A 21,775-nucleotide genomic window follows, 5' to 3' on the forward strand; every position below is an offset into this window, starting at 1 on the left:
CTTTTTTTTATTACTTGCTCTCTTTATTCGTAATAGAAGCTCTTACGAAGTCATGGAACAATGGTTGTGGACGGTTTGGACGAGAAACTAGTTCTGGGTGGAACTGTGCTGCCACGAACCAAGGGTGATCTTTTAATTCAATGATTTCAACTAGACGGCCGTCTGGGCTTGTACCAGAGAATACAAATCCTTCTTTTTCCATATCCGGACGGAATTGATTGTTGAACTCATAACGATGACGATGACGCTCATATACAACCGGCTCATTGTAAGCACTGTAAGCATTTGTTTCTTCAGCAAGCTTACATGGGTATAGGCCAAGACGAAGTGTACCACCTAAGTCTTCTACATCTTTTTGTTCTGGTAATAAGTCAATGATTGCATAAGGTGTGTCAGGATTAATTTCAGAAGAGTTAGCTCCCTCTAATCCTAATACGTTACGTGCAAATTCGATTGATGCAAGTTGCATACCTAAGCAAATTCCTAAGAATGGTACTTTGTTTTCACGAGCATATTGAATTGCAACGATTTTACCTTCTACACCACGATCTCCGAATCCACCAGGTACAAGGATACCATCTGTGTCGCCAACTAATTCTTGTACGTTCTCTGGTGTTACGTGTTCAGCATTTACCCATTTCACTTCTACATCTGTGTCGAATGAATAACCCGCATGACGAAGTGCTTCTACAACAGAAATGTATGCATCTTGAAGCTCTACGTATTTACCAACAAGAGCAATTTTTGTTTTCTTAGAAAGGTTACGTACTTTATCAACTAGCGCAGTCCACTCTGTCATATCTGCAGCTGGATTGTCTAATTTTAAGTGATCGCAAACGATTTGATCCATATTTTGCTCTTGAAGAGATAATGGAACCGCATATAAAGTATCTGCATCGCGTGCTTCGATAACTGCTTTTGTATCAATGTCACAGAATAATGCAAGCTTGTCTTTCATATCTTGAGAAACAGGCAATTCTGTACGAACAACGATAATATTTGGTTGAATACCTAAGCTGCGAAGCTCTTTAACGCTATGTTGCGTTGGTTTTGTTTTCATTTCACCCGCTGCTTTTAAGTACGGGATTAACGTACAGTGAATGTACATTACATTGTCACGACCGATGTCGCTCTTAATTTGACGGATTGCTTCTAAGAATGGTAGAGACTCGATGTCACCAACAGTTCCACCAATTTCTGTAATAACAACATCCGCGTTTGTTTCGCGACCAGAACGGTATACACGCTCTTTAATTTCGTTAGTAATGTGAGGAATAACTTGAACTGTTCCTCCTAGGTATTCACCACGACGCTCTTTTTGAAGAACTGAAGAGTAAATTTTACCTGTTGTTACGTTGCTGTATTTGTTTAAGTTGATGTCGATGAAACGCTCATAGTGACCAAGGTCTAAGTCAGTTTCTGCACCATCATCTGTTACGAATACCTCACCGTGTTGGTATGGGCTCATAGTCCCTGGGTCTACGTTAATGTATGGATCAAACTTTTGAATCGTTACGTTTAAACCACGATTCTTTAAAAGTCTTCCAAGAGATGCTGCTGTAATACCTTTTCCTAAAGACGATACTACACCGCCTGTTACAAAAATATACTTAGTCATGAAAAAGCTCCCTCCTATTTTGCTGTTATATAATCACCGTTGCAAAGCGCAACGTATGTAGATAACACTGTATCCATCTTATTGTTAGACTCTTTTTATTTTCTAAACAAAAAACAAAAAAGAAAATTGCTCCCCTCATCACAAAAAGTAATAAGTAGGGAGCAATTTTCTTTTATATTTACACTTTAAAAGTATTATCGTCCTTTTTTAAAGAGCCCAAAAATGATTCTACATGGACGATAATGAAAAGTCAAGAACTACAGTTCTTCCTCTTCTTCTTCTTCAGTTTCATCGTACTCAAGTTCTTCTTCGGCGAAGTCATCGTCATCATCTTCATCTAAATCATCAAGATCTTCGTCATCTCCGTCTTCTTCTTCAAGAACCTTGTCCAAATCTTCTACCTCTTCGTCTTCTTCATTTCCGTCTGCATCGTCGAAGTCTTCATCTTCTTCAATGTAGTCGTCAAAACCGTCTTCTTCAACTTTACGTTTCTTCTTCGGTTTTGGTTGAGGCAAGATTTCTTCATCAATTTGCTCATATGGGTACCAGCTGCGTAGCCCCCAACGATTTTCTCCTAAATTAATGAAACGTCCATCGATGTTTAAATCTGTATAAAATTGTGCGAGTTTCGCATTAACTTGCTCTTGAGATAGTCCCAGCACTTGAGCGATTTCTTGAACCAACTCGTTGAATGTCGTTGCTTGTCTTTTATCCCCTAAAACGCTATGTACAACTTCAATCATTGAACATTCTTTTAGCTCTTCTGGTGAATATTGCTTAAAATTCACTTATGCGGCACTTCCTTTCTTCAAATATAACCTTATATATAACGGTCTGCTTAAAAAAATCCATACTATTCATTATAAACAAAAGTCGCACAAATATGCTACAAAAAAAACGGGAAACTTTAATATGGTAATAAAATTATAATTTGTCTATTCTTTATTTCGGAAACATATGCGCTCCTTGCAGTACATACCTAATTTGCATTTCTGTATATTCTTCAAGCGTATACAGTTTTTGCAGGGCCCAACGTCTAAACCCCCACATTTGTCCTTGTATGAAAATGTTATGTGCAAGAAGCTGTATCTCTTTTTTATTTAATGTAAATGTCCCATTTTCTGTACACTGCTCTAAAATATTCTCAAACATCCCGACCATTTGAAACTCTTTTTCTAATACGTACGGGAGTGATTCTTTCGGTAAAAAACGTACCTCTTGATACATTATTAATACTTCTTCCTGCAATTCGTCCATCACTTTAAAGTAATTCGTTATTGCTATCTTTAAACTTTCTATACTCCCTTTTTCTGTACACACTACTTCCTCTAATCTTTCTTTTACATGTTCATAAATACTATCACAAACTAAATATAAAACATCATCTTTTGTACGAATGTACTCATAAAGTGTTCCAATACTAAACCCAGCCGCCTTCGCAATCTCTCTCGTTGTTGTACGTGGGAACCCTTTTTGCTTAAATAATTGCACCGCACCTTTAATCATTTGTTCACGTCTTAACGCAACTAATTTTTCATCTTTCACGGACGCATGCACATTATGTTTAACCATCCCCTTCACCTCTCTCTATTATTTTTTGGAAGGAAAAAGCGTAGGAAAATACCTACGCTTTCGTTCCTACTTCGTTAACATACGAGAAATTACAAGCCTTTGGATTTCTTGTGTTCCCTCATATATTTGTGTAATCTTTGCATCGCGCATATAACGCTCTACTGGATAATCTTTCGTATAACCGTAACCACCAAATACTTGTACCGCTTCAGTCGTCACCTTCATCGCTGTATCGCCTGCAAATACTTTTGACATCGCTGACTCTTTCCCGTACGGAAGCCCTTCCGATTCAAGCCAAGCCGCTTGGTATGTTAGAAGACGCGCCGCCTCCACATCCGTTGCCATATCTGCAAGTTTAAAACCAATTCCTTGCTGCGCCGCAATTGGTTTCCCAAACTGATGACGCTCTCTTGCATATTCTACAGAAGCATCTAAAGCCCCTTGCGCAATACCGACTGCTTGCGCGGCAATACCATTACGGCCGCCATCTAATGTTTGCATCGCAACTTTAAATCCTTGGCCCTCTTCCCCTAGTAAATTCTCTACAGGGATACGGCAATCTTCGAACATAATTTCAGTTGTTGGTGAAGAGCGAATCCCTAACTTGCTTTCCTTCTTCCCAACTGAAAATCCTGGTGTATCACTTTCCACAATAAACGCGCTCGTACCACGCTGCTTCGATTCTGGATCAGTTAACGCAAAAACAACATAAATATCAGCAATACCGCCATTTGTAATAAAGATTTTCGATCCATTTAAAATGTAATGGTCTCCATCTCGTTTCGCAGTTGTCCTCATTCCGCCAGCATCCGAACCAGAACTTGGCTCTGTTAAGCCGTATGCACCAATTTTCGTTCCTTCAGCCATCGGTCGTAAAAACTTTTGCTTTTGTTCTTCCGTTCCAAATTTAAAAATTGGCCAACCAGCAAGTGAAGTGTGTGCAGACAGTGTTACACCTGTTGAAGCACAAACACGAGATAATTCTTCAATAGCAATTACATACGCTAAGTAATCGCTTCCAATTCCGCCGTATTCTTCAGGCCATGGAATGCCGGTTAAACCAAGCTCTGCCATTTGATCAAATAGCGCGCGATCAAATCTCTCTTCTTCATCGCGCTCAGCTGCAGTCGGTGCTACTTCTTTCCTAGCAAAATCCCGAACCATTTTTCTTATCATTTCATGTTCTTCTGATAGTTTAAAATGCATGCCTGTCTCCCCCTGGTCCTTTTATAAAGCTCGACTAATAACAAGCTTCTGTATCTCACTCGTTCCTTCATATATTTGCGTGATTTTCGCATCACGGAAAAATCGTTCTACTGGATAGTCTTTCGTATAACCGTAACCACCAAATACTTGCACCGCTTCAATCGCAACTTCAACAGCCGTCTTAGAAGCGAATAATTTCGCAATAGATGCCTCTTTACCACATGGTAATCCTTGTGCTCTTAGCGATGCCGCTCTATATACGAGTAATCGCGCTGCCTCTACACTAGTTGCCATATCTGCAAGTTTGAATCCGATTCCTTGCTGCGCCGCAATTGGCTTTCCGAATTGCTCACGTTCTTTCGCGTAATCAATTGCACATGCAAGCGCTGCTTCCGCAATTCCTAAAGCCTGTGCACCAATTCCAATTCGTCCAACATCTAAATTCGCCATCGCTACCTTAAATCCTTGTCCTTCTTCACCAAGTAAATTCTCAGCCGGCACTTTCATATCTTCGAACGTAAGTTGTACTGTGCGAGAACCGAGAAGTCCCATTTTGTGCTCATCTTTTCCAATAATTAAGCCCGGTGTATCTTTCTCTACTATAAATGCAGAAATCCCACTTTTTCCTGCATCTGGATTTGTAGAAGCGAATACAATGTATGTACTTGCTTCACCACCATTTGTAATAAATACTTTCGATCCATTAATAATGTAGTGATCGTCTTTCTTTACAGCTCTTGATTTCAAACTCCCTGCATCTGATCCTGCATTTGGTTCTGTTAATGCAAATGCACCTAAATACTCACCAGTCGCAAGTTTAGAAACATATTTCTGCTTCTGGTCTTCTGTTCCGAAGTATAAAATCGGATTCATTCCAACTGACGTATGTACAGCTAAAATTACACCAACCGTTGCACTTACCTTTGAAATTTCCTCAATTGCTAAAATGTAAGAAATAAAATCCATTTCTGCCCCGCCATATTTTGCAGGCGCTGGAATACCCATTAGTCCAAGCTCACCCATCTTTTGCAAAATCTCTTTCGGGAACACCCCTTGTTCCATACTAGGAACAAAGGGAGCTATTTCCTTCTGCGCAAAATCTCGAACCATTTTCCTCATCATTTGTTGCTCTTCAGTAAAATGAAAATTCATATACTTCGCCTCCGTTTGCTATATATCTTTTTAACAATTTGGTAAGACCACTATTTTAATAAAGGGAGGAGTTTATTCGTAAACGTAGAAGCCACGACCCGTTTTACGTCCTAACCATCCTGCATTCACATACTTGCGTAATAATGGACATGGGCGATATTTACTATCACCTAAGCCTTCATGCAACACTTCCATAATGTATAAACATGTATCTAAACCGATAAAATCAGCGAGCGTTAAAGGCCCCATCGGATGATTCATACCGAGTTTCATTACTTCATCAATCGCTTCTTTCGTCGCTACACCTTCATATAACGTATAGATTGCTTCGTTAATCATCGGTAATAAAATACGGTTCGACACAAACCCTGGGAAATCATTTACTTCAACTGGTACTTTCCCAATTCTCTTCGTAATATCTTCAATCGTTTCATAGACTGCATCATCTGTAGCCAATCCACGAATAATTTCAACAAGCTTCATAACCGGAACTGGATTCATAAAGTGCATACCAATTACTTTCTCCGGACGTTTCGTTACCGCTGCAATTTCTGTAATTGGTAGAGATGACGTATTCGTCGCTAAAATTGCGTGTTCCGGAGCGATTTCATCTAGATTCGCAAAGATTTTCTTTTTAATATCCATTTTCTCAACAGCTGCTTCAATAATAAGATCCGCTTCCTTCACACAATCTAAATCAAGCGTTACTGTAAGACGATTTAGCGTAGCTTCCTTCTCTTCTTCCTTCATGCGCCCTTTTTCTACTTGGCGTGCTAAGTTTTTCGTAATAATAGCCAATCCTCTGTCTAATTGCTCTTGTTTTAAATCTTGTACCTTCACATCATATCCTGCCATTGCACATACTTGCGCAATTCCCGATCCCATTTGTCCCGCACCAATTACAACTATTTTTTGTACACCCATTCTTTTTTCCCCCTTAATATAAATTGTTAATAAATCAAAAATCACCTACACGTAAATTAACAAACCTCAATCATAATTGCGTCACCTTGACCGCCACCACTACAAATCGAAGCAATTCCAATTCCGCCGCCGCGCTGCTTCAGTGCGTGAATAAGTGTAACGATAATTCGTGCTCCACTTGCTCCAATCGGATGTCCCATTGCCACTGCGCCGCCATTTACATTCAATTTGTCTGGGTCAATCCCTGCAATCTCTGTACTTGCAATTGCTACCGCTGCAAATGCTTCATTAATCTCGAATAAATCGATATCTTCAATTGTCTTGCCTGTTTTTTTCAACAATTCGTTAATTGCATAACCTGGCGTTCTTGGGAAATCTTTAGACTCCACTGCAATTGCCGTATGTGCCAAAATTGTCGCTAATGGCTTTCTTCCTTCTTGCTTCGCTCTGTCTTCGCTCATTAGTACAAGTGCAGCACCACCATCATTTAGTCCTGGTGCATTACCCGCTGTCACCGCTGACGTCTTATCAAATACAGGTTTTAATTTCGCTAATTTTTCAATCGTTGTATCCGCGCGTGGCGCCTCATCTTTTGCAACGACAATAGGATCGCCTTTTCTTTGCGGAATCGTTACTGGTACGATTTCCTCTTCAAAACGTCCTTCTTTATGCGCTGAAACCGCGCGTTGATGGCTACGATACGCCCATTCATCTTGCGCTTCGCGAGAGATTCCATCTTCCTTCGCAACTTCTCCGCCATAAACACCCATGTGTATACCTGAAAATGCGCATGTTAAACCGTCAGCAACGTTTAAATCAATCACTTCGTTGTTGCCCATTCTGTATCCCCATCTTGCTCCGCGTAAAATGTAAGGACTATTACTCATCGACTCCATACCGCCAGCTACAATAAGTGATTGATCACCAGTACGAATAATTTGATCCGCTAATGTAACCGCACGAAGCCCTGATGCACAAACTTTATTCACCGTTTCCGTCTGCACTTCCCAAGGGATTCCAGCAGCCCTCGCAGCTTGGCGTGATGGAATTTGTCCCTGTCCACCTTGAATAACTGTTCCGAATATAACTTCTTCCACATCATTAGCAGAAACATTTGCTCTTTCAAGCGCTGCTTTAATTGCAATTCCCCCAAGTTCTGTTGCTTTTACGTCTTTTAAAGATCCTCCAAATTTCCCAACCGGTGTTCTTGCAGCACTTAAAATAACTGTTTTACTCATATCTATTTCCCCCATCTCTTTTTTTAGCACCGAGCGCTCGCTCGGTGTTCTTACGTTGAGAAGAGGTGCAATGATTGCACCTCTCTCTAAAGTTGTATTCATTCCTATAAATTAAATCGCTTCTTTCTTCTGTCCGATAACAGAGCGTTCTAAAATCTCTGTTACATCAAGAGTTTGAACCTTCTCTTCTACTTCTTTCGCTTTCGTCCCATCGCTAATCATCGTTAAGCAATATGGACAACCTGTACCGATAATAGATGGCTCTACAGCTAGTGCTTGTTCTGTACGAGCAACGTTAATACGTGAACCTGCTGTCTCTTCCATCCACATTAGGCCACCACCTGCGCCACAACACATTCCTGTTTCACGGTTACGTGCCATTTCTACAAGATTCACACCAGGAATTGCTTTCAAAATGTCGCGCGGCGCTTCGTATACTTCGTTGTATCTTCCTAAATAACAGGAATCATGGTACGTAACTGTTTCCTCAATAGCGTGAACAGGTTTTAATCGTCCTTCTTTCACCCACTGAGCTAACAATTCTGTATGATGATAGACTTCTGCTTGCAAGCCAAAGTCTGGATACTCATTTTTAAATGTGTTATAAGCGTGAGGATCAATCGTAACGATTTTCTTCACTCCTGCTTTTTCAAATTCCTCGATATTCTTTGTCGCCATCTCTTGGAAGACAAATTCATTTCCAAGACGTCGCGGTGTATCCCCAGAATTCTTTTCTTTATTACCAAGTATCGCGAATGAAATGCCTGCTTCGTTCATTAACTTCGCAAATGATATTGCAATCTTCTGACTACGATTATCATATGATCCCATTGAACCAACCCAGAATAAATATTCGAACTCCTCGCCAGCTTTCGATTTTTCTTTTACAGTTGGAACCGTTACTTCATCATCACCTTGGCGCCAAGTTTCACGCTCTTTACGGTTCAGTCCCCACGGATTCCCTTGACGCTCGATGTTTGTCATCGCACGCTGCGCTTCCGCGTCCATCTTTCCTTCTGTTAAAACGAGATAGCGGCGTAAATCAATAATTTTGTCAACATGCTCATTCATAACCGGACACTGGTCTTCACAGTTACGGCACGTTGTACAAGCCCAAATCTCTTCCTCTGTAATAACATCTCCGATTAAACTCGGATCGTAAGCTAGCGTTGAAGCCGCTGATTCTTGTTGCCCTTTCCCAGCTGCCATCATCGCTAACTGATTTCCTTGTGTATTATTAAAAGCCACTACTGGAACCCACGGTGCCTTTGATGTCACTGCTGCTCCTTTATCAGTTAAATGATCGCGAAGTTTTAAAATTAAATCCATCGGCGATAACATTTTCCCTGTTCCAGTTGCTGGGCACATATTTGTACAGCGACCACACTCTACGCAAGCGTATAAATCAATAAGCTGATTTTGTCTAAAGTCTTCGATTTTACCAACACCAAATGTTTCTTGCGTTTCATCTTCAAAGTCAATCTTTTCAAGTTTCCCTGGATTTGAAAGACGACCGAAGAAAACGTTGGCTGGTCCCGCAATTAAATGCGCGTGTTTTGATTGTGGAACGTACACTAAAAACGTTAACAAAATTAGTAGATGCACCCACCAAGAGAAATAGAACACAGAAATGGCTACGGTTTCATTTATTCCCGAGAAAACGTAAGCGATTGCAGAAGCGATTGGTTCACTCCATGAAAGCTCCTCGCCATGCCATATAATTCCCATCCCATTACCGAGTAGCACAGAAATCATTAAGCCACCAATAAAGATAAGAACAAGACCTGATTTGAAATTACGTTTTAAACGAACTAGCTTCTCAACATAACGTCTATGAAAAGCCCAAAAGACTGCAATTAAAATAACAAGTGTGACAATTTCCTGGAAGAATGTAAATGCAGGGTATAGTGGTCCAAGTGGAAGATGTGATCCTGGTGCGAGTCCTTTCCAAACGAAGTCAATTGCTCCAAATTGGACAAGAATAAATCCGTAAAAGAACATAACGTGAATAATGCCGCTCTTCTTATCTTTCAGCAGCTTTTTCTGACCGAAAACATTGACCTTAAGGAGGTCCCAACGCTCTTTAAAACGACGGTCAAATTCAATCTTTTTTCCTAACTGTATGTAGGCCATCCTCGTTCGTATAAGATACACAAACAAATATCCCGCATAAGCAATAACAGCAATGGCAGCCAGCCAATTCATGATAAGTAAGCTATTCATTTTTATGCTACCCCTCTCTTTGTAAGCCTTCTTTCTTTTTTAGAATCTTCAAAAACATATAATTTTCTGAATTTTTTCCCCTATCTTCATTATATAATGAGTGAGCATTCAGTCAACAGTTTTTTGTTATACAACAACATATTTTTTCATAAAGCTGTTTATTTCGGTGAAACTATAAAGTGAAACTTTAATCAGTAGAGAGCTGTTTATTCCCTACTGACTATTAGCCTCACCAATCGGGCTTTACCAGGTAACCAGCAAAATGAAGGTGAAAAGAATGCAAAGGAGGGAATTCACTTATGTTCTTCTTATCTCTCTTGTTACTATGCGTTACTCTTTGGATCACAATTGACCTTTTATATGGGAGAATTCTTCATTTAAAGCGTGTGCGCTCTCGTACCTTCCCTTTACGTCAAAGTAATTTTCACCTTTATACATACGGGCAAGATTTATATGATGCTTTATTTACTGATATACAACAAGCAAGGCACCATGTGCACGTTTTATTCTTCATTGTAAAAAACGATAAAATCAGTCGTGAATTTTTAAAGTTACTTATCGATAAAGCACAGGAAGGAATTGAAGTAAGACTTTTACTCGATCGATTGGGAAGCCATCATTTATCAAACGAGGCAATTCGCTCCCTACAAAAACATGGTGTCTCTTTTTCATTTTGTCACAAAGTAAAATTTCCTTTTCTTTTCTTTTCTGCCAATCAAAGAAACCATAGAAAAATTACAGTTATTGACGGGAAAATTGGTTATATTGGTGGATTTAATATTGGAGAAGAATATTTAGGGCATAATCAAAAATTAGGATTATGGCGCGATTATCATTTACGTCTTACAGGCGAAGGTGTACAAGATTTACAAAAACAATTTTTACATGACTGGTTTGATGATACAAACCAAAACTTATTGGATACTTCTCTTTATTTTCCAAAACTGCAACCTGGTACCATCCAACATCAATTTATTCCGACAGATGGGGCCTATTTACAACATACTTTTTTACACTTAATTGAAAATACGGAAAAAGAACTCTTTATCGGTACACCATATTTCATTCCTGGAAAAAAAATTATGAACGCATTATTAAGAGCACGAAAACGTGGGGTTCAAATCACGATTCTCGTTCCAGAAAAAGCAGATCATGCCCTTGTTCGAGAAGCAAAATTTCCATATTGCCGAACGTTAATACAAGCTGGGTGCAATATTTACGCATTTCAACAAGGTTTTTTTCACGCTAAAGTTATTATAGCGGACGATTATATTTGTGATATTGGAACTGCAAACTTTGATATGAGAAGTTTATATATTAATCATGAAATCAACTGCCTTTTATATGATAAACATTTTATACAAATAGTAAAAAACAAATTCCATGAAGATCTAAAAAATGCGTCCTTACTTTCCTTTAAAGATGTTAGCCCGCATTCCCTTATTGATAGGGGAAAAGAATGGATAGGAACGATATTTGCTTTCTTCTTATAGGAAAGATAATGAGTAAAAAGAGGTGTATCACATATGATTATGCGGTTTGGATATGTCTCACATGCAATGGCACTGTGGGACTGTTCTCCTGCCAAAACGATGACATTTACAAGCTTTCAAAAGCTCAGTAAACAAGAACGAGAAGATAAATTGTACGATGTTACAAGACAAAATCTTGAGCATACAATACGTATTCTTCATTACAATATAGCGCATGAAATTCCTTTATATCGTTTATCCTCTTCAATTGTCCCACTTGCAACACATCCTGAAGTCGAGTTTGATTATATCGGGGCATTTACACCGCTTTGGCGTAAAATTGGAGCATTAATTAAAGAACACAATTTACGAGTAAGTTTTCATCCAAATCAATTCACGCTATTTACAAGTGACAAGCCACATATTACAACTAACGCGATTACAGATATGACCTATCATTATAAAGTATTAGATGCAATAGGCGTTGCAGATTCTTCCTATATTAATATCCATGTAGGTGGTGCCTATGGAAATAAAGAAAAAGCGGTTGAGCGTTTCCATGAAAATATAAAAAAACTTCCTACACATATAAAAAAGCAAATGACGCTTGAAAACGATGATAAAACATATACAACTGCTGAAACTTTATCGATTTGCCAAAAAGAAAAGATCCCATTCGTATTCGATTATCATCATCACATAGCAAACCTTTGCGAGGAACCGCTAGAAGTGTTACTTCCTGCAATTTTTGAAACTTGGTCACATACAAATATCCCTCCTAAAGTTCATATTTCTTCCCCTAAATCCCAAAAAGAATTTAGGGCCCATGCTGAATATATTAATTTAGAGTTTATCAAGCCTTTCTTACACATTGCAAAAAAAATCAATCATAATTTCGATATTATGATTGAAAGTAAACAGAAAGATTTAGCAATGCTGCAATTCATACATGAATTATCCTCTATAAGAGGGGTAAAAAGAATACATAGCTCAACATTACAATGGTAAATTGTAATGTTGAGCTATTTTTTTCAAAAAAAGTAATTTTTTTAGTAAAAAACACCCTATTTTATATGCTATGATTGGAATTAGCATTTTCCACCTGTGATTCAACTTTATTGAAACGGAGTCATAATATGATTAATCAAAAAAAATATGTATACTTTGTCACGATGTATATAACTATATTTTCCCTTTGGATATTTCTTATCCCTAAGGACTTGAATATAAAAGAAATTGGAATTCTCTTCTTATTTTGTTTTGCTGCACTCTTTTCTTGCTATTGCTTATATAAAGCTATTAAGAAAATGAAGCGTAGTGATAAATTATTTTGGGTTTTATTACTATGCACTTGCATATGCGGACTAACTATGGAAATAACTTTATTTCTTCATTCACTTTCTATATATGATCAAGTCATATTCTCATATAAGGCACTACCTTTTTTCATCATACAATATATTTTGCTCTTTTCTGGGTTTGCTATCAAATTTATAAAACATTACTCTATTAGAGGCCTTGCTCAATTTTCATTCGATAGCATCTTTATTGTTATTATGAATATTTATTTTACCTTAACTTTTATTTTAGACCTTTCAAGCTTTCGCACGCTAACGATAGATCATTGGGTTTTAATTGGATACTTTATTGCACAAGCATTAGTAATTTATGCCGTTATTAGCCTATATAGACGAGAACAATATTCTGCTAGCAGAATTTCATTAATTATCGGCTTTACTATCATACTTGTGTACGGATATATACATCTGTTTCAATTAAACACAGGGATGAAAACTTCTTCTGAAGTCTCTTACTTAATACATACTGCTTCAATTTTATTAATTGGTTTGTCGTCCATACTATACATATTGGATAAACCAATGCAGCATGAAACGAAAACAAAGTATTATCGCTTTGACTACGTACGTTTTATATTGCCTTATTTCAGTATAATCATTACGTTTTCCTTCATTCTCATTCAACCTTGGAATGATAAATTCATGTTAATCGGTCTAGTATTATCACTCATCTTATTATTCCTACGACAACTTTATATGTGGAAGGATAATCGAGCATTAATCGATACATACGAACAGTTGACTACACAACTAGAAGGCAAAGTAGAAGAAGGTGCATCTGCGTTATCAAAGAGTGAACAACGCTATAAATCTTTATTCGAAGATCATCCTGATGCCGTTTTCTCTTTAAATATGAATGGTATTTTCCAGCAATCTAATACAGCTTGTGAAAGCCTATTTACTGCCTACTATTGTGAAGTAGAAAGCTATGCTCTTCTACACTTTATTGACTCAAAAGACCATGATCTACTAAAGAAAGCTTTACAAATAACAACAGAAGGTAGACCACAAACTTTAGAAGTTCGCACAAAAGAAAAAGAAGGCTATTACTATTACCTTCACATTACACTCATCCCTACTTTCATAAACAAAGAAGTTGTTGGGATGTTCGGCATAGCACGTGATATTACAACTTTATATGAAAAGCAAAAACAAGTAGAACACTTAGCCTTTCATGATGCGCTTACTGGATTACCAAATCGCCGAAAGTTTGAAAAAGATTTGAAAAAGATTTTAAATACAGCTCAAACTAGTGCGAATGATGTTGCCGTCATGTTCCTTGATTTAGATCGATTCAAAAAAATAAACGATAGACTTGGTCACGATGTCGGAGATCTATTATTAATTGAAGTAGCAAAAAGGTTACGCAGTTGCTTGCGTTCAAAGGATGTCGTCGCTCGCCAAGGCGGAGATGAGTTTACAATTCTATTACCAGATATGTACTCAGAGAAAAGTGCGGCTTTTATAGCTGAACAGATTTTAACCATTTTAAATAAACCATTCTTCATTAAAGAAGAAGAACTATCTATTACACCAAGTATCGGCATTGCCATGTACCCTGATTATGGAACAGATGTAACAGAATTAATGAAAAATGCTGATATGGCTATGTATCGCGCGAAAGCAAATGGAAAAAACAGATTTGTTTTCTTCTCAAAAGAAATGAGTATCGCACAAAATGAAATCCAATTCTTAGAAGGCGAACTTGCAAAAGCATTACAACAAAATGAATTTTTCCTTGAATATCAGCCACAAGTAAGCACAGCAACAAAACAAATTATCGGTTTTGAAGCACTAATCCGTTGGAAGCATCCAAAACTCGGCATCGTATCTCCTGCCCAATTCATTCCTCTAGCGGAGGAAACCGGATTTATTATTGAACTTGGAAATTGGATTTTACGTACCGCTTGCTTAGAAGCAAAAAGATGGCATAATCAAGGTTTTTCTCACTTGAAAGTTGGTGTGAATTTATCTGTTGTTCAATTTAACCATGCAGATTTAATCCCAACTATTTCAAAGGTTTTAGAAGAAACAGAACTAAAACCGGAAGCACTAGATATTGAAATTACGGAAAGTATTGCAATTAATCAAAATCAATCTGTAGTTACAAAACTAGAACAGCTTCAAAATCTCGGTATTCAAATTTCAATCGATGACTTTGGAACTGGTTATAGTTCTTTAGCTTATTTAACAAAATATCCAATCAACACATTAAAAATTGCTCGAGAGTTTATTTGCGGCATTACAAATAGCCCTTTAGAGGAAGCAATTATCTCTTCTATCATTACACTATCTAAAGAACTAAATTTAGAAGTTATTGCAGAAGGTGTAGAGACGGAAGAACAATGGAAGTTTTTATATGAACAAAACTGTGACCATATTCAAGGATTCTTTATTAGCAAGCCTGTTTCTAGTAAAGATGTTTGGAGGTTACTCCACAAAAAAACAACCGTCTAAGTAAGACGGTTGTTTTTTTAATATTCAAAAGGTAGGTCCGAAGCTAATTGTACCTCTTGATCATTATGAGAAATTACTTGGCTTTTCTCTAAAGCTGTATCTGTTAATGAAATACCCCATGCCATTGCTAACGTTAATAAACTACCAATAAGTAATTTTTTCATATTCCATCACCCACATTTTTTTCTTTTAATATATCATGAAAATTTATCCATACCATATGCAATTATGCATATCCATTTTTTGGGGTTATTCATTGATTGATTTTATTTACGATCGCTTCTTTATATGCATGCATTTCTAATATATCAAAAAAGAAACTTGCTTTCTTGTATGTATCTTCAATCTCTGCCTCATCATACTCCAACTTTTCTAGACATTCACCTCTTTGATAGTACAGCTGTCCAATTAATGCCATACTATTAATTCGGCATGATATTTCAATTGCTTTATTTACTTGATAAAGTGACCCTTCATATTGCTCGTCTAAATATAATGCTTTTGCATGATTATATCTTACCTTCACGTCAAATTCTTCATTATCATGCAATGAATCTAATTGTTTTAATATATCTTCAAATAACTCAATACTTTTCTTAAAATAATTATTTTCGGCATAAATATTTGCAATTGCATTCTCTATATAGAGATTTTGGTATACGTCTATTCCAGCTAATTGTTGGTTTAATAATTTTTTTAATTCTAAAATACAATATTCGTAATCGATTTTCTTCAATATGTAAGCTGCTACATGATATTGCCATTGAAGAAACTGCTGGAATTCGGGATGATATTCTTCCTTTTTCAGCTCATTCCATACTCTATTATAAATCTCTTTATATTTTTTTTGCTTACAAAGCATAATGACTTGATCTTTAAACTGTTTTTTTCTCTCAATATCCGAATAAATGAGTACCTCATAAAAATGAATAATGGGAACTTGTAACTTTGCTGCAATACCTTGCAATATATCCATACTTGGGTATACTGCGCCTGATTCAATTCGGCTCACTTCCGATTGATGACATATGTTCTCGGATAACTGTTTTTGCGTTAATCCCCTCATTACCCTAATTTTCTTAATTTCACTTCCTAATTTTTCTGCGTGCATACTTACTCACCATCCCATTGTAACAATTTAATTTGTTAAGTTGTCATACCACTACAATAATGTGAATTCGACAATTTTTGATATGAAATAATGCATAATATATATAAAATTCGGCAAATTTTTCATACAATCCATCTCATATAATAGACTAGTAATTTTATAGATAAACTATAGAAAATTTGCCCATGCTTTCGTTACATTCGGTCTTCTTTATCCTTTATCAGCAGAAGCTATTCACACCCAAGAACTAGTTAGAAATGAAGTAAAAGTTGAAATCGCTCAGCCTAGTTTAACGATTTAAAAATTAACACAACCTCAAAATGATATAAAAATATATGGCGAAAGAGTATTTAAAGGGTGAGATAAACGAGGCTAAAGCTCAACAAGAGTGAATGACAACTGAAATGAATGTAGATTCCCAACCTACCAATAAAGAAACAAAAGAAAATCAAACCGAAGTTCACCTTGCACAAACTTACAAAAATTACAAAGTATATTGCCAAGATCTTATTGTAAAAGTAGATAAAAATGGAGTAATTACAACTGTTAGTGGTAAAGTTGTCCAAAATTTAGACCAACAACCTAATCTTACTATAACAAATTTTTTGTCGAAAAATGAAGTAAAATCTAAATTACGCGATATACTTCAAATTCTGAGCGATGCGACTGCGACGAAACTCTCTATTGAAATACTTGTTTATGAGAAAAAAGAAGTTTACCACTCATAGGTAAACTTCTTTTCATATCCATCCCTTTTCTTCCGCAATTGTAATTGCCTCAATTCTATTTTTCGCATCAAGCTTCGTTAATACTTCAGAAATGTAATTACGTACTGTTCCAGGTGAAAGATAAAGTGCCTTCGCAATTTCATTTGCCGTCTTTCCTTCTTTCGCAAGTAACAATACTTCTTTTTCACGATCCGATAACGGATTTTGCTCCTGCCATAAGCCGAACATTAAATCTTGAGAGATCTCTCGCTTTCCTTTCATTACATTACGAATCGATGCAGCTAAATCTTCACTTGGGCTATCTTTTAATAAATATCCGTGCACGCCAGCTTTCATAGCTCGTTCAAAATATCCAGGGCGTGCAAATGTTGTTAAAATCATTACCTTACATGCTGATTTTTCTTTCTTTAACGTTTCTGCAACATCTAATCCGCTTTGAATTGGCATTTCAATATCCATAATACTTACATCAGGTTGTAGCGATTCAATTAGTTTTAGCGCTTCTTCCCCGTTCGCAGCTTGCCCAATTACTTCAATATCATCTTCTAGATCAAGTAAAGCCCCCAATGCACCACGAAGCATCCGCTGATCTTCTGCAATAATAATTCGAATCATGCCCTCACCTCATCTTTTCCTGTTCGAATAACAACTGGAACTTTCACTGTTAATAGTGTCCCTGGATTGATCGTACCTAGTTCAACAAATCCATCAATAAGAGCGATGCGCTCCTTCATACCCCGAATGCCATTCCCATCGTGGCTTTGACCTGCTAAACCGATTCCGTTATCTTCTACTGTCAAAATTAATTCACCTTGTGATTCTCGTACAGAAACTGTGCAACATGTTGCCTTACTATGCTTTACAACATTCGTAACAGCCTCACGTAAACACATTCCCACAATATTTTGCTCAATTGGTGATAACGAACTCGCACTTGCTTCCTGCTTCACTTCTAGTTCGACATTAGCCGCTTGTAAGATCGCCTTTATTTGCTCAAGCTCTTCTTCTACTGTAATCATACGCATATCAGAAATTAATTCCCTTAGCTGCTTTAAAGCTGTACGAGATGTTTGTGTAATTTCTTTCGCTTCCACACTTGCACGCTCCGGATTTTTTACAATTAACTTCTCCACGAGCTGACTCTTTAACGTAATAAGAGATAGCGTATGCCCTAACGTATCATGAAGATCTCTTGCAATTCGCTGCCTTTCTTCACGTTTTACTAAGTCTTTAATTTGTTCGTTTGCTTCGTTTAATTGATTTCTTAATATCTTTTTTTGATTAAAATTGCGCATACCAAAAGGCGCAACAAGCATCAAAATAAGCATCGGGACAGTATTTATAAAGCTTGTAAATGAAAAACCCGCACCATATACAAATGTTATAAGCGTTACAACTAATAAGCCCAATAATATACGGAATATTTTTTTCGTAGGTGCGAATGCTATGGCATTTGATGTGAAGAAACATAAAAAAATAAGATACGGACTATAGAAAAAGCTAAATACCAAGGCTATAACCAGTTGCATACAAGCCCACATTGCGAACATTTTTGTAACAAAATATAACTGCCGGTATGCTAATACAAAAAGAATTAGCATGCCAGCCCCAAACATTAACCTTGAGCCCTCCTCTTGTGCAAGTGCATAAATCGGAAACGCTAGATACACAAGCCACATATACGGGAAGAAACCCATATGTTTCGGAAAAATCTCAATCCTCTTCTTCTCTATCATTTATACCGCTTCCTGTCTTTTTCTTATATATATTGATACTACAACAAATATAAGGAAATAACCTCCTAATACCGCGATATTTTCCCAACCAACTGATTTCCCAGCTACAATATCCCATGCACCACTTCCGAAATGATATGTTGGTGTCCATTCACCAATCGTTCTTAATATTTTCGGGAATACTTCAATCGGCATCCATAAACCACCAAGAATTGCTAAACACATATTTAAAATGTTTGCTAATCCTGCTGCTGCATCAACTTTTTTAATAGAACCAACTATTGATCCAAGCGCTAAAAATGGTGTTACACCTAATAATAGCCATATACCAGCGCCCATCCATTGACCAAATGTTAACTGAACATCATTAATTAAAATACCTGCTATAAAAATAACTACGATTGAAAAAACATTTACTACTGTTTGCGAAACGATTTTTGCGGAAATATATGCTCCCTCTGGCAGAGGTGTAATTCTCAAAAGTTGTGCCCATCCTTTTTGTCTTTCCTCTGAAAGGCGCACACCGAAGCTAAAAAGTGCCGTTCCAATAATACTAAATGAAGTCATAGAAATTAAATAATGTGCTTTCCACGCATCTCCGTTTTGCGGCACTTGAATAACATTTGTGAAAATATAGTAAAACATAACCGGCATTAATAATGAGAAAAAGATAAATAGTTTATTGCGAAACGTACGTAATATTTCCATCTTACATTGCATCAAAAACGCTCTCATGCGATTCCCTCCTCCTGATTTGCGACAAACTGTTCAAATGCTTCATCTAGGCTTCCACGTTCAACTGAAACATCTGTTACAGGTAAGTTCTTTTGATAAATTGCTTTTAAAGTTTCATCTGTATCTTCAGTTGTTAAAGTGAAGTGCCCATCGTTCGACTGTACTTCTGTTACGTTTGGTAATTCTTTTAGTAATTTTGCAGGAATACTTTCCTTCGAATAAAACTTAATCGTTTTTCGTGAAATCGTCGCCTTCATCTCATCTGGTGTACCATCTGCGATAATCTTTCCATTCGCAAACAATAAAATACGATTCGCCAACGCATCCGCTTCTTCTAAATAGTGCGTCGTTAAAATAATTGTTTTCCCTTCACTTGCTAACTTTCGAATTGTTTCCCAAAACGTTCTTCGAGACGTAATATCCATTCCAACTGTCGGTTCATCTAAAAATAGCAATTCAGGATTTCCTGCAAGTGCAAGCGCAAAGTTTAACCTTCTTTTTTGCCCACCTGATAATTTCTCACATCTTTGCTTTCGCTCCGATTCTAAATTTGATAACTGTAGTAACGTTTCTTTCGCTACCGGATTCGTATAATAACTACGGAATAACTCAATTGCCTCTTCCACTGTAATACTATCAATGACACTTACTTCTTGTAGCATCGCACCAAGGCTATTACGAACGTCTCTATGCTTGGGACTCTTTCCAAATATAGAAACAGTTCCTTCCGTCGGATCCTTTAATCCAAGCATCATTGACATCGTCGTCGTTTTCCCTGCACCATTCGGTCCAAGTAGTGCTACGATTTCTCCTTTATTCACATGAAATGAAACGTTATTTACTGCTTTTTTATGTTTAAATGTTTTAGAAACACCATTTACTTCTATAATCTTTTCCATCTCTCCACCCCCGCTGTTTCTTATATTTACATTGTACGTGTTGGAAAACTTAGGAAACAGTATGATGCGTCATGACATCGATATGACAATTGTCATGTATTCCTTATGAGAGGAATCAGCCCACATACCGCAAGCGAGTAGCAGGACGAAAATAAACATGATACAATCGGGTAAGATATATATTCGAGGAAGGACAGTGGTTTTCATGATTATTCGTAATGAACAAGATTTAGAAGGCTTACGAAAAATCGGCCGCATCGTTGCGCTTGCACGTGAAGAAATGAAAAAAGAAGCGAAGCCAGGTATGACAACGAAAGAGCTTGATTTAATCGGTAAAAAAGTATTAGATGAGCATGGTGCTATTTCTGCACCTGAAAAAGAATATGATTTCCCAGGTGTAACTTGTATTAGTGTAAACGAAGAAGTTGCTCACGGTATTCCAGGAGATCGCGTATTAAAAGAAGGCGACTTAGTAAATGTCGACGTATCTGCTGCACTTGATGGCTATTATGCAGATACAGGTATTTCATTTGTACTTGGAGAAGATGAAGCGAAAGAAAAGCTTTGCCAAGCAGCTGTTGATGCATTTTGGGCAGCAATGAAAAAGGTAAAAGCTGGTGCAAAACAAAACCAAATTGGTCGTGCTGTTTCAAACTTTGCTCATAAAAATGGATATAATGTGATTCAAAACTTAACTGGTCACGGCATTGGTCTTAGCTTACATGAAGCACCAAACCACATTTTAAGCTACTTTGACCCAATGGATAATGCGCTTCTAAAAGACGGTCTTGTTATCGCTGTAGAACCATTTATTTCTATGAAAGCTGATCACATTATCGAGCGCGGTGACGATGGTTGGACATTCGTTACACCTGATAAAAGCCTCGTTGCACAATGTGAACATACCGTTGTCGTAACACGCGGCGAACCGATAATTTTAACAGAAATATAAAAAGAACCGCTTCTTAGTAGGAAGCGGTTCTTTTTTATGTACTTTTTTGAAAAGAAGCAATACGGTTGAACTCTTTTTCATTTACGTATATAATTTTTAACGAAGGTTATTGATGATTATCTCTCATAAAAGATGATCAAGGGAGTACCTTCTTTTTTTATTTCATAGCATCGATTAAAGTAATGCGTTCTATTTATTATAAAACGCTGTCTTCGCTTTAATCTACGAATTGTATACTCTTTTAGACAGTACATATTTTCTTCATCCTGACCAAATTCAAGCTACATTTTATTACTACCTCAATATGAAAGAACTTTTTTACAATAGGATACATTATTTGGGTTAGCATGTATCGTAAAACTTACCTTTATAACGATTCTTTGCGCATTGCAAG

General features: G+C 37.1%; 19 protein-coding genes. 5 read left to right on the forward strand and 14 right to left on the reverse strand.

The features are described 5' to 3' along the window. Window positions 1–10 precede the first annotated feature (10 nt). From pyrG to MHB74_RS26440, 8 genes are all read right to left on the reverse strand, one after another. Entirely contained in the window at window positions 11–1,618 is a 1,608-nt protein-coding gene (gene pyrG / locus MHB74_RS26405) for a CTP synthase (RefSeq protein WP_000170443.1), read from the reverse strand. A gap of 257 nt (window positions 1,619–1,875) precedes the next feature. Beyond that, entirely contained in the window at window positions 1,876–2,406 is a 531-nt protein-coding gene (gene rpoE / locus MHB74_RS26410; RefSeq protein ID WP_061680031.1) for a DNA-directed RNA polymerase subunit delta, read from the reverse strand. Between the two features lie 154 nt (window positions 2,407–2,560). Continuing rightward, window positions 2,561–3,190, reverse strand: coding sequence for a TetR/AcrR family transcriptional regulator (locus tag MHB74_RS26415; RefSeq protein WP_000238598.1), 630 nt, complete (start codon window positions 3,188–3,190; stop codon window positions 2,561–2,563). A 66-nt stretch (window positions 3,191–3,256) separates the two neighbouring features. Then, window positions 3,257–4,396 carry an acyl-CoA dehydrogenase AcdA gene (gene acdA, locus MHB74_RS26420; protein WP_061680032.1) on the reverse strand — a complete coding sequence of 380 codons (1,140 nt, stop codon included), beginning with the start codon at window positions 4,394–4,396 and terminating at the stop codon, window positions 3,257–3,259. Window positions 4,397–4,417: 21 nt separating this feature from the next. Beyond that, the gene (locus MHB74_RS26425) at window positions 4,418–5,548 is read right to left on the reverse strand and encodes an acyl-CoA dehydrogenase (RefSeq protein ID WP_061680033.1); all 1,131 of its coding nucleotides are present in this window, start codon (window positions 5,546–5,548) and stop codon (window positions 4,418–4,420) included. 72 nt (window positions 5,549–5,620) lie between these two features. Then, window positions 5,621–6,472 carry a 3-hydroxybutyryl-CoA dehydrogenase gene (locus MHB74_RS26430; protein WP_061680034.1) on the reverse strand — a complete coding sequence of 284 codons (852 nt, stop codon included), beginning with the start codon at window positions 6,470–6,472 and terminating at the stop codon, window positions 5,621–5,623. A gap of 56 nt (window positions 6,473–6,528) precedes the next feature. Further along, window positions 6,529–7,812, reverse strand: coding sequence for an acetyl-CoA C-acetyltransferase (locus tag MHB74_RS26435; protein WP_141658097.1), 1,284 nt, complete (start codon window positions 7,810–7,812; stop codon window positions 6,529–6,531). Between the two features lie 9 nt (window positions 7,813–7,821). Further along, window positions 7,822–9,933, reverse strand: coding sequence for a heterodisulfide reductase-related iron-sulfur binding cluster (locus MHB74_RS26440; RefSeq protein ID WP_061680036.1), 2,112 nt, complete (start codon window positions 9,931–9,933; stop codon window positions 7,822–7,824). Between the two features lie 299 nt (window positions 9,934–10,232). On the opposite strand from MHB74_RS26440, the gene cls reads away from it, so the two are divergent. The 3 genes from cls to MHB74_RS26455 all read left to right on the forward strand — a co-directional run bounded on the left by cls (window position 10,233) and on the right by MHB74_RS26455 (window position 15,220). Continuing rightward, window positions 10,233–11,426, forward strand: coding sequence for a cardiolipin synthase (cls, locus tag MHB74_RS26445; RefSeq protein ID WP_061680037.1), 1,194 nt, complete (start codon window positions 10,233–10,235; stop codon window positions 11,424–11,426). A gap of 33 nt (window positions 11,427–11,459) precedes the next feature. Continuing rightward, a complete protein-coding gene (gene uvsE / locus MHB74_RS26450; RefSeq protein WP_061680038.1) occupies window positions 11,460–12,413 on the forward strand; it encodes a UV DNA damage repair endonuclease UvsE in 954 nt (317 codons plus the stop codon). Window positions 12,414–12,541: 128 nt separating this feature from the next. Next, window positions 12,542–15,220, forward strand: coding sequence for a DUF4084 domain-containing protein (locus tag MHB74_RS26455; RefSeq protein WP_061680039.1), 2,679 nt, complete (start codon window positions 12,542–12,544; stop codon window positions 15,218–15,220). Window positions 15,221–15,237: 17 nt separating this feature from the next. Here MHB74_RS26455 and papR read toward each other — a convergent pair whose 3' ends face one another. Then, entirely contained in the window at window positions 15,238–15,384 is a 147-nt protein-coding gene (gene papR, locus MHB74_RS26460; RefSeq protein WP_000734741.1) for a quorum-sensing peptide PapR, read from the reverse strand. Window positions 15,385–15,473: 89 nt separating this feature from the next. Next, window positions 15,474–16,331, reverse strand: coding sequence for a transcriptional regulator PlcR (gene plcR, locus MHB74_RS26465; protein ID WP_061680040.1), 858 nt, complete (start codon window positions 16,329–16,331; stop codon window positions 15,474–15,476). A gap of 404 nt (window positions 16,332–16,735) precedes the next feature. Between plcR and MHB74_RS26470 the strand changes: the two genes are divergently transcribed. Beyond that, window positions 16,736–17,059: a bacillolysin gene (locus tag MHB74_RS26470; protein WP_061680123.1), complete on the forward strand. Its 324-nt coding sequence runs from the start codon at window positions 16,736–16,738 to the stop codon at window positions 17,057–17,059. A gap of 12 nt (window positions 17,060–17,071) precedes the next feature. Here the strand turns inward: MHB74_RS26470 and MHB74_RS26475 are convergent, their stop codons facing one another. The 4 genes from MHB74_RS26475 to MHB74_RS26490 are packed head-to-tail and all read right to left on the reverse strand — an operon-like array spanning window position 17,072 to window position 20,429. Further along, complete coding sequence (locus tag MHB74_RS26475; RefSeq protein ID WP_000619264.1) at window positions 17,072–17,674, reverse strand: response regulator transcription factor; 603 nt, start codon at window positions 17,672–17,674, stop codon at window positions 17,072–17,074. Further along, on the reverse strand, window positions 17,671–18,795 hold the full coding sequence (locus MHB74_RS26480; RefSeq protein ID WP_061680041.1) for a sensor histidine kinase: 1,125 nt from the start codon (window positions 18,793–18,795) through the stop codon (window positions 17,671–17,673). The genes MHB74_RS26475 and MHB74_RS26480 overlap by 4 nt, the downstream gene beginning before the upstream one ends. Next, window positions 18,796–19,530 (reverse strand): ABC transporter permease, encoded by a 735-nt coding sequence (locus MHB74_RS26485; protein WP_061680042.1) that lies wholly within the window; start codon window positions 19,528–19,530, stop codon window positions 18,796–18,798. Further along, the gene (locus MHB74_RS26490; protein ID WP_061680043.1) at window positions 19,527–20,429 is read right to left on the reverse strand and encodes an ABC transporter ATP-binding protein; all 903 of its coding nucleotides are present in this window, start codon (window positions 20,427–20,429) and stop codon (window positions 19,527–19,529) included. Before MHB74_RS26490 ends, MHB74_RS26485 begins: the two co-directional genes overlap by 4 nt. Window positions 20,430–20,586: 157 nt before the next feature. Here MHB74_RS26490 and map point away from each other — a divergent pair, with 157 nt between their 5' ends. Beyond that, on the forward strand, window positions 20,587–21,381 hold the full coding sequence (map, locus tag MHB74_RS26495; protein WP_097863846.1) for a type I methionyl aminopeptidase: 795 nt from the start codon (window positions 20,587–20,589) through the stop codon (window positions 21,379–21,381). Window positions 21,382–21,775 lie beyond the last annotated feature (394 nt).

It is taken from the genome of Bacillus sp. FSL K6-0069 (assembly GCF_038007785.1).
GTDB classification, from domain to species: Bacteria; Bacillota; Bacilli; order Bacillales; family Bacillaceae_G; genus Bacillus_A; species Bacillus_A mobilis.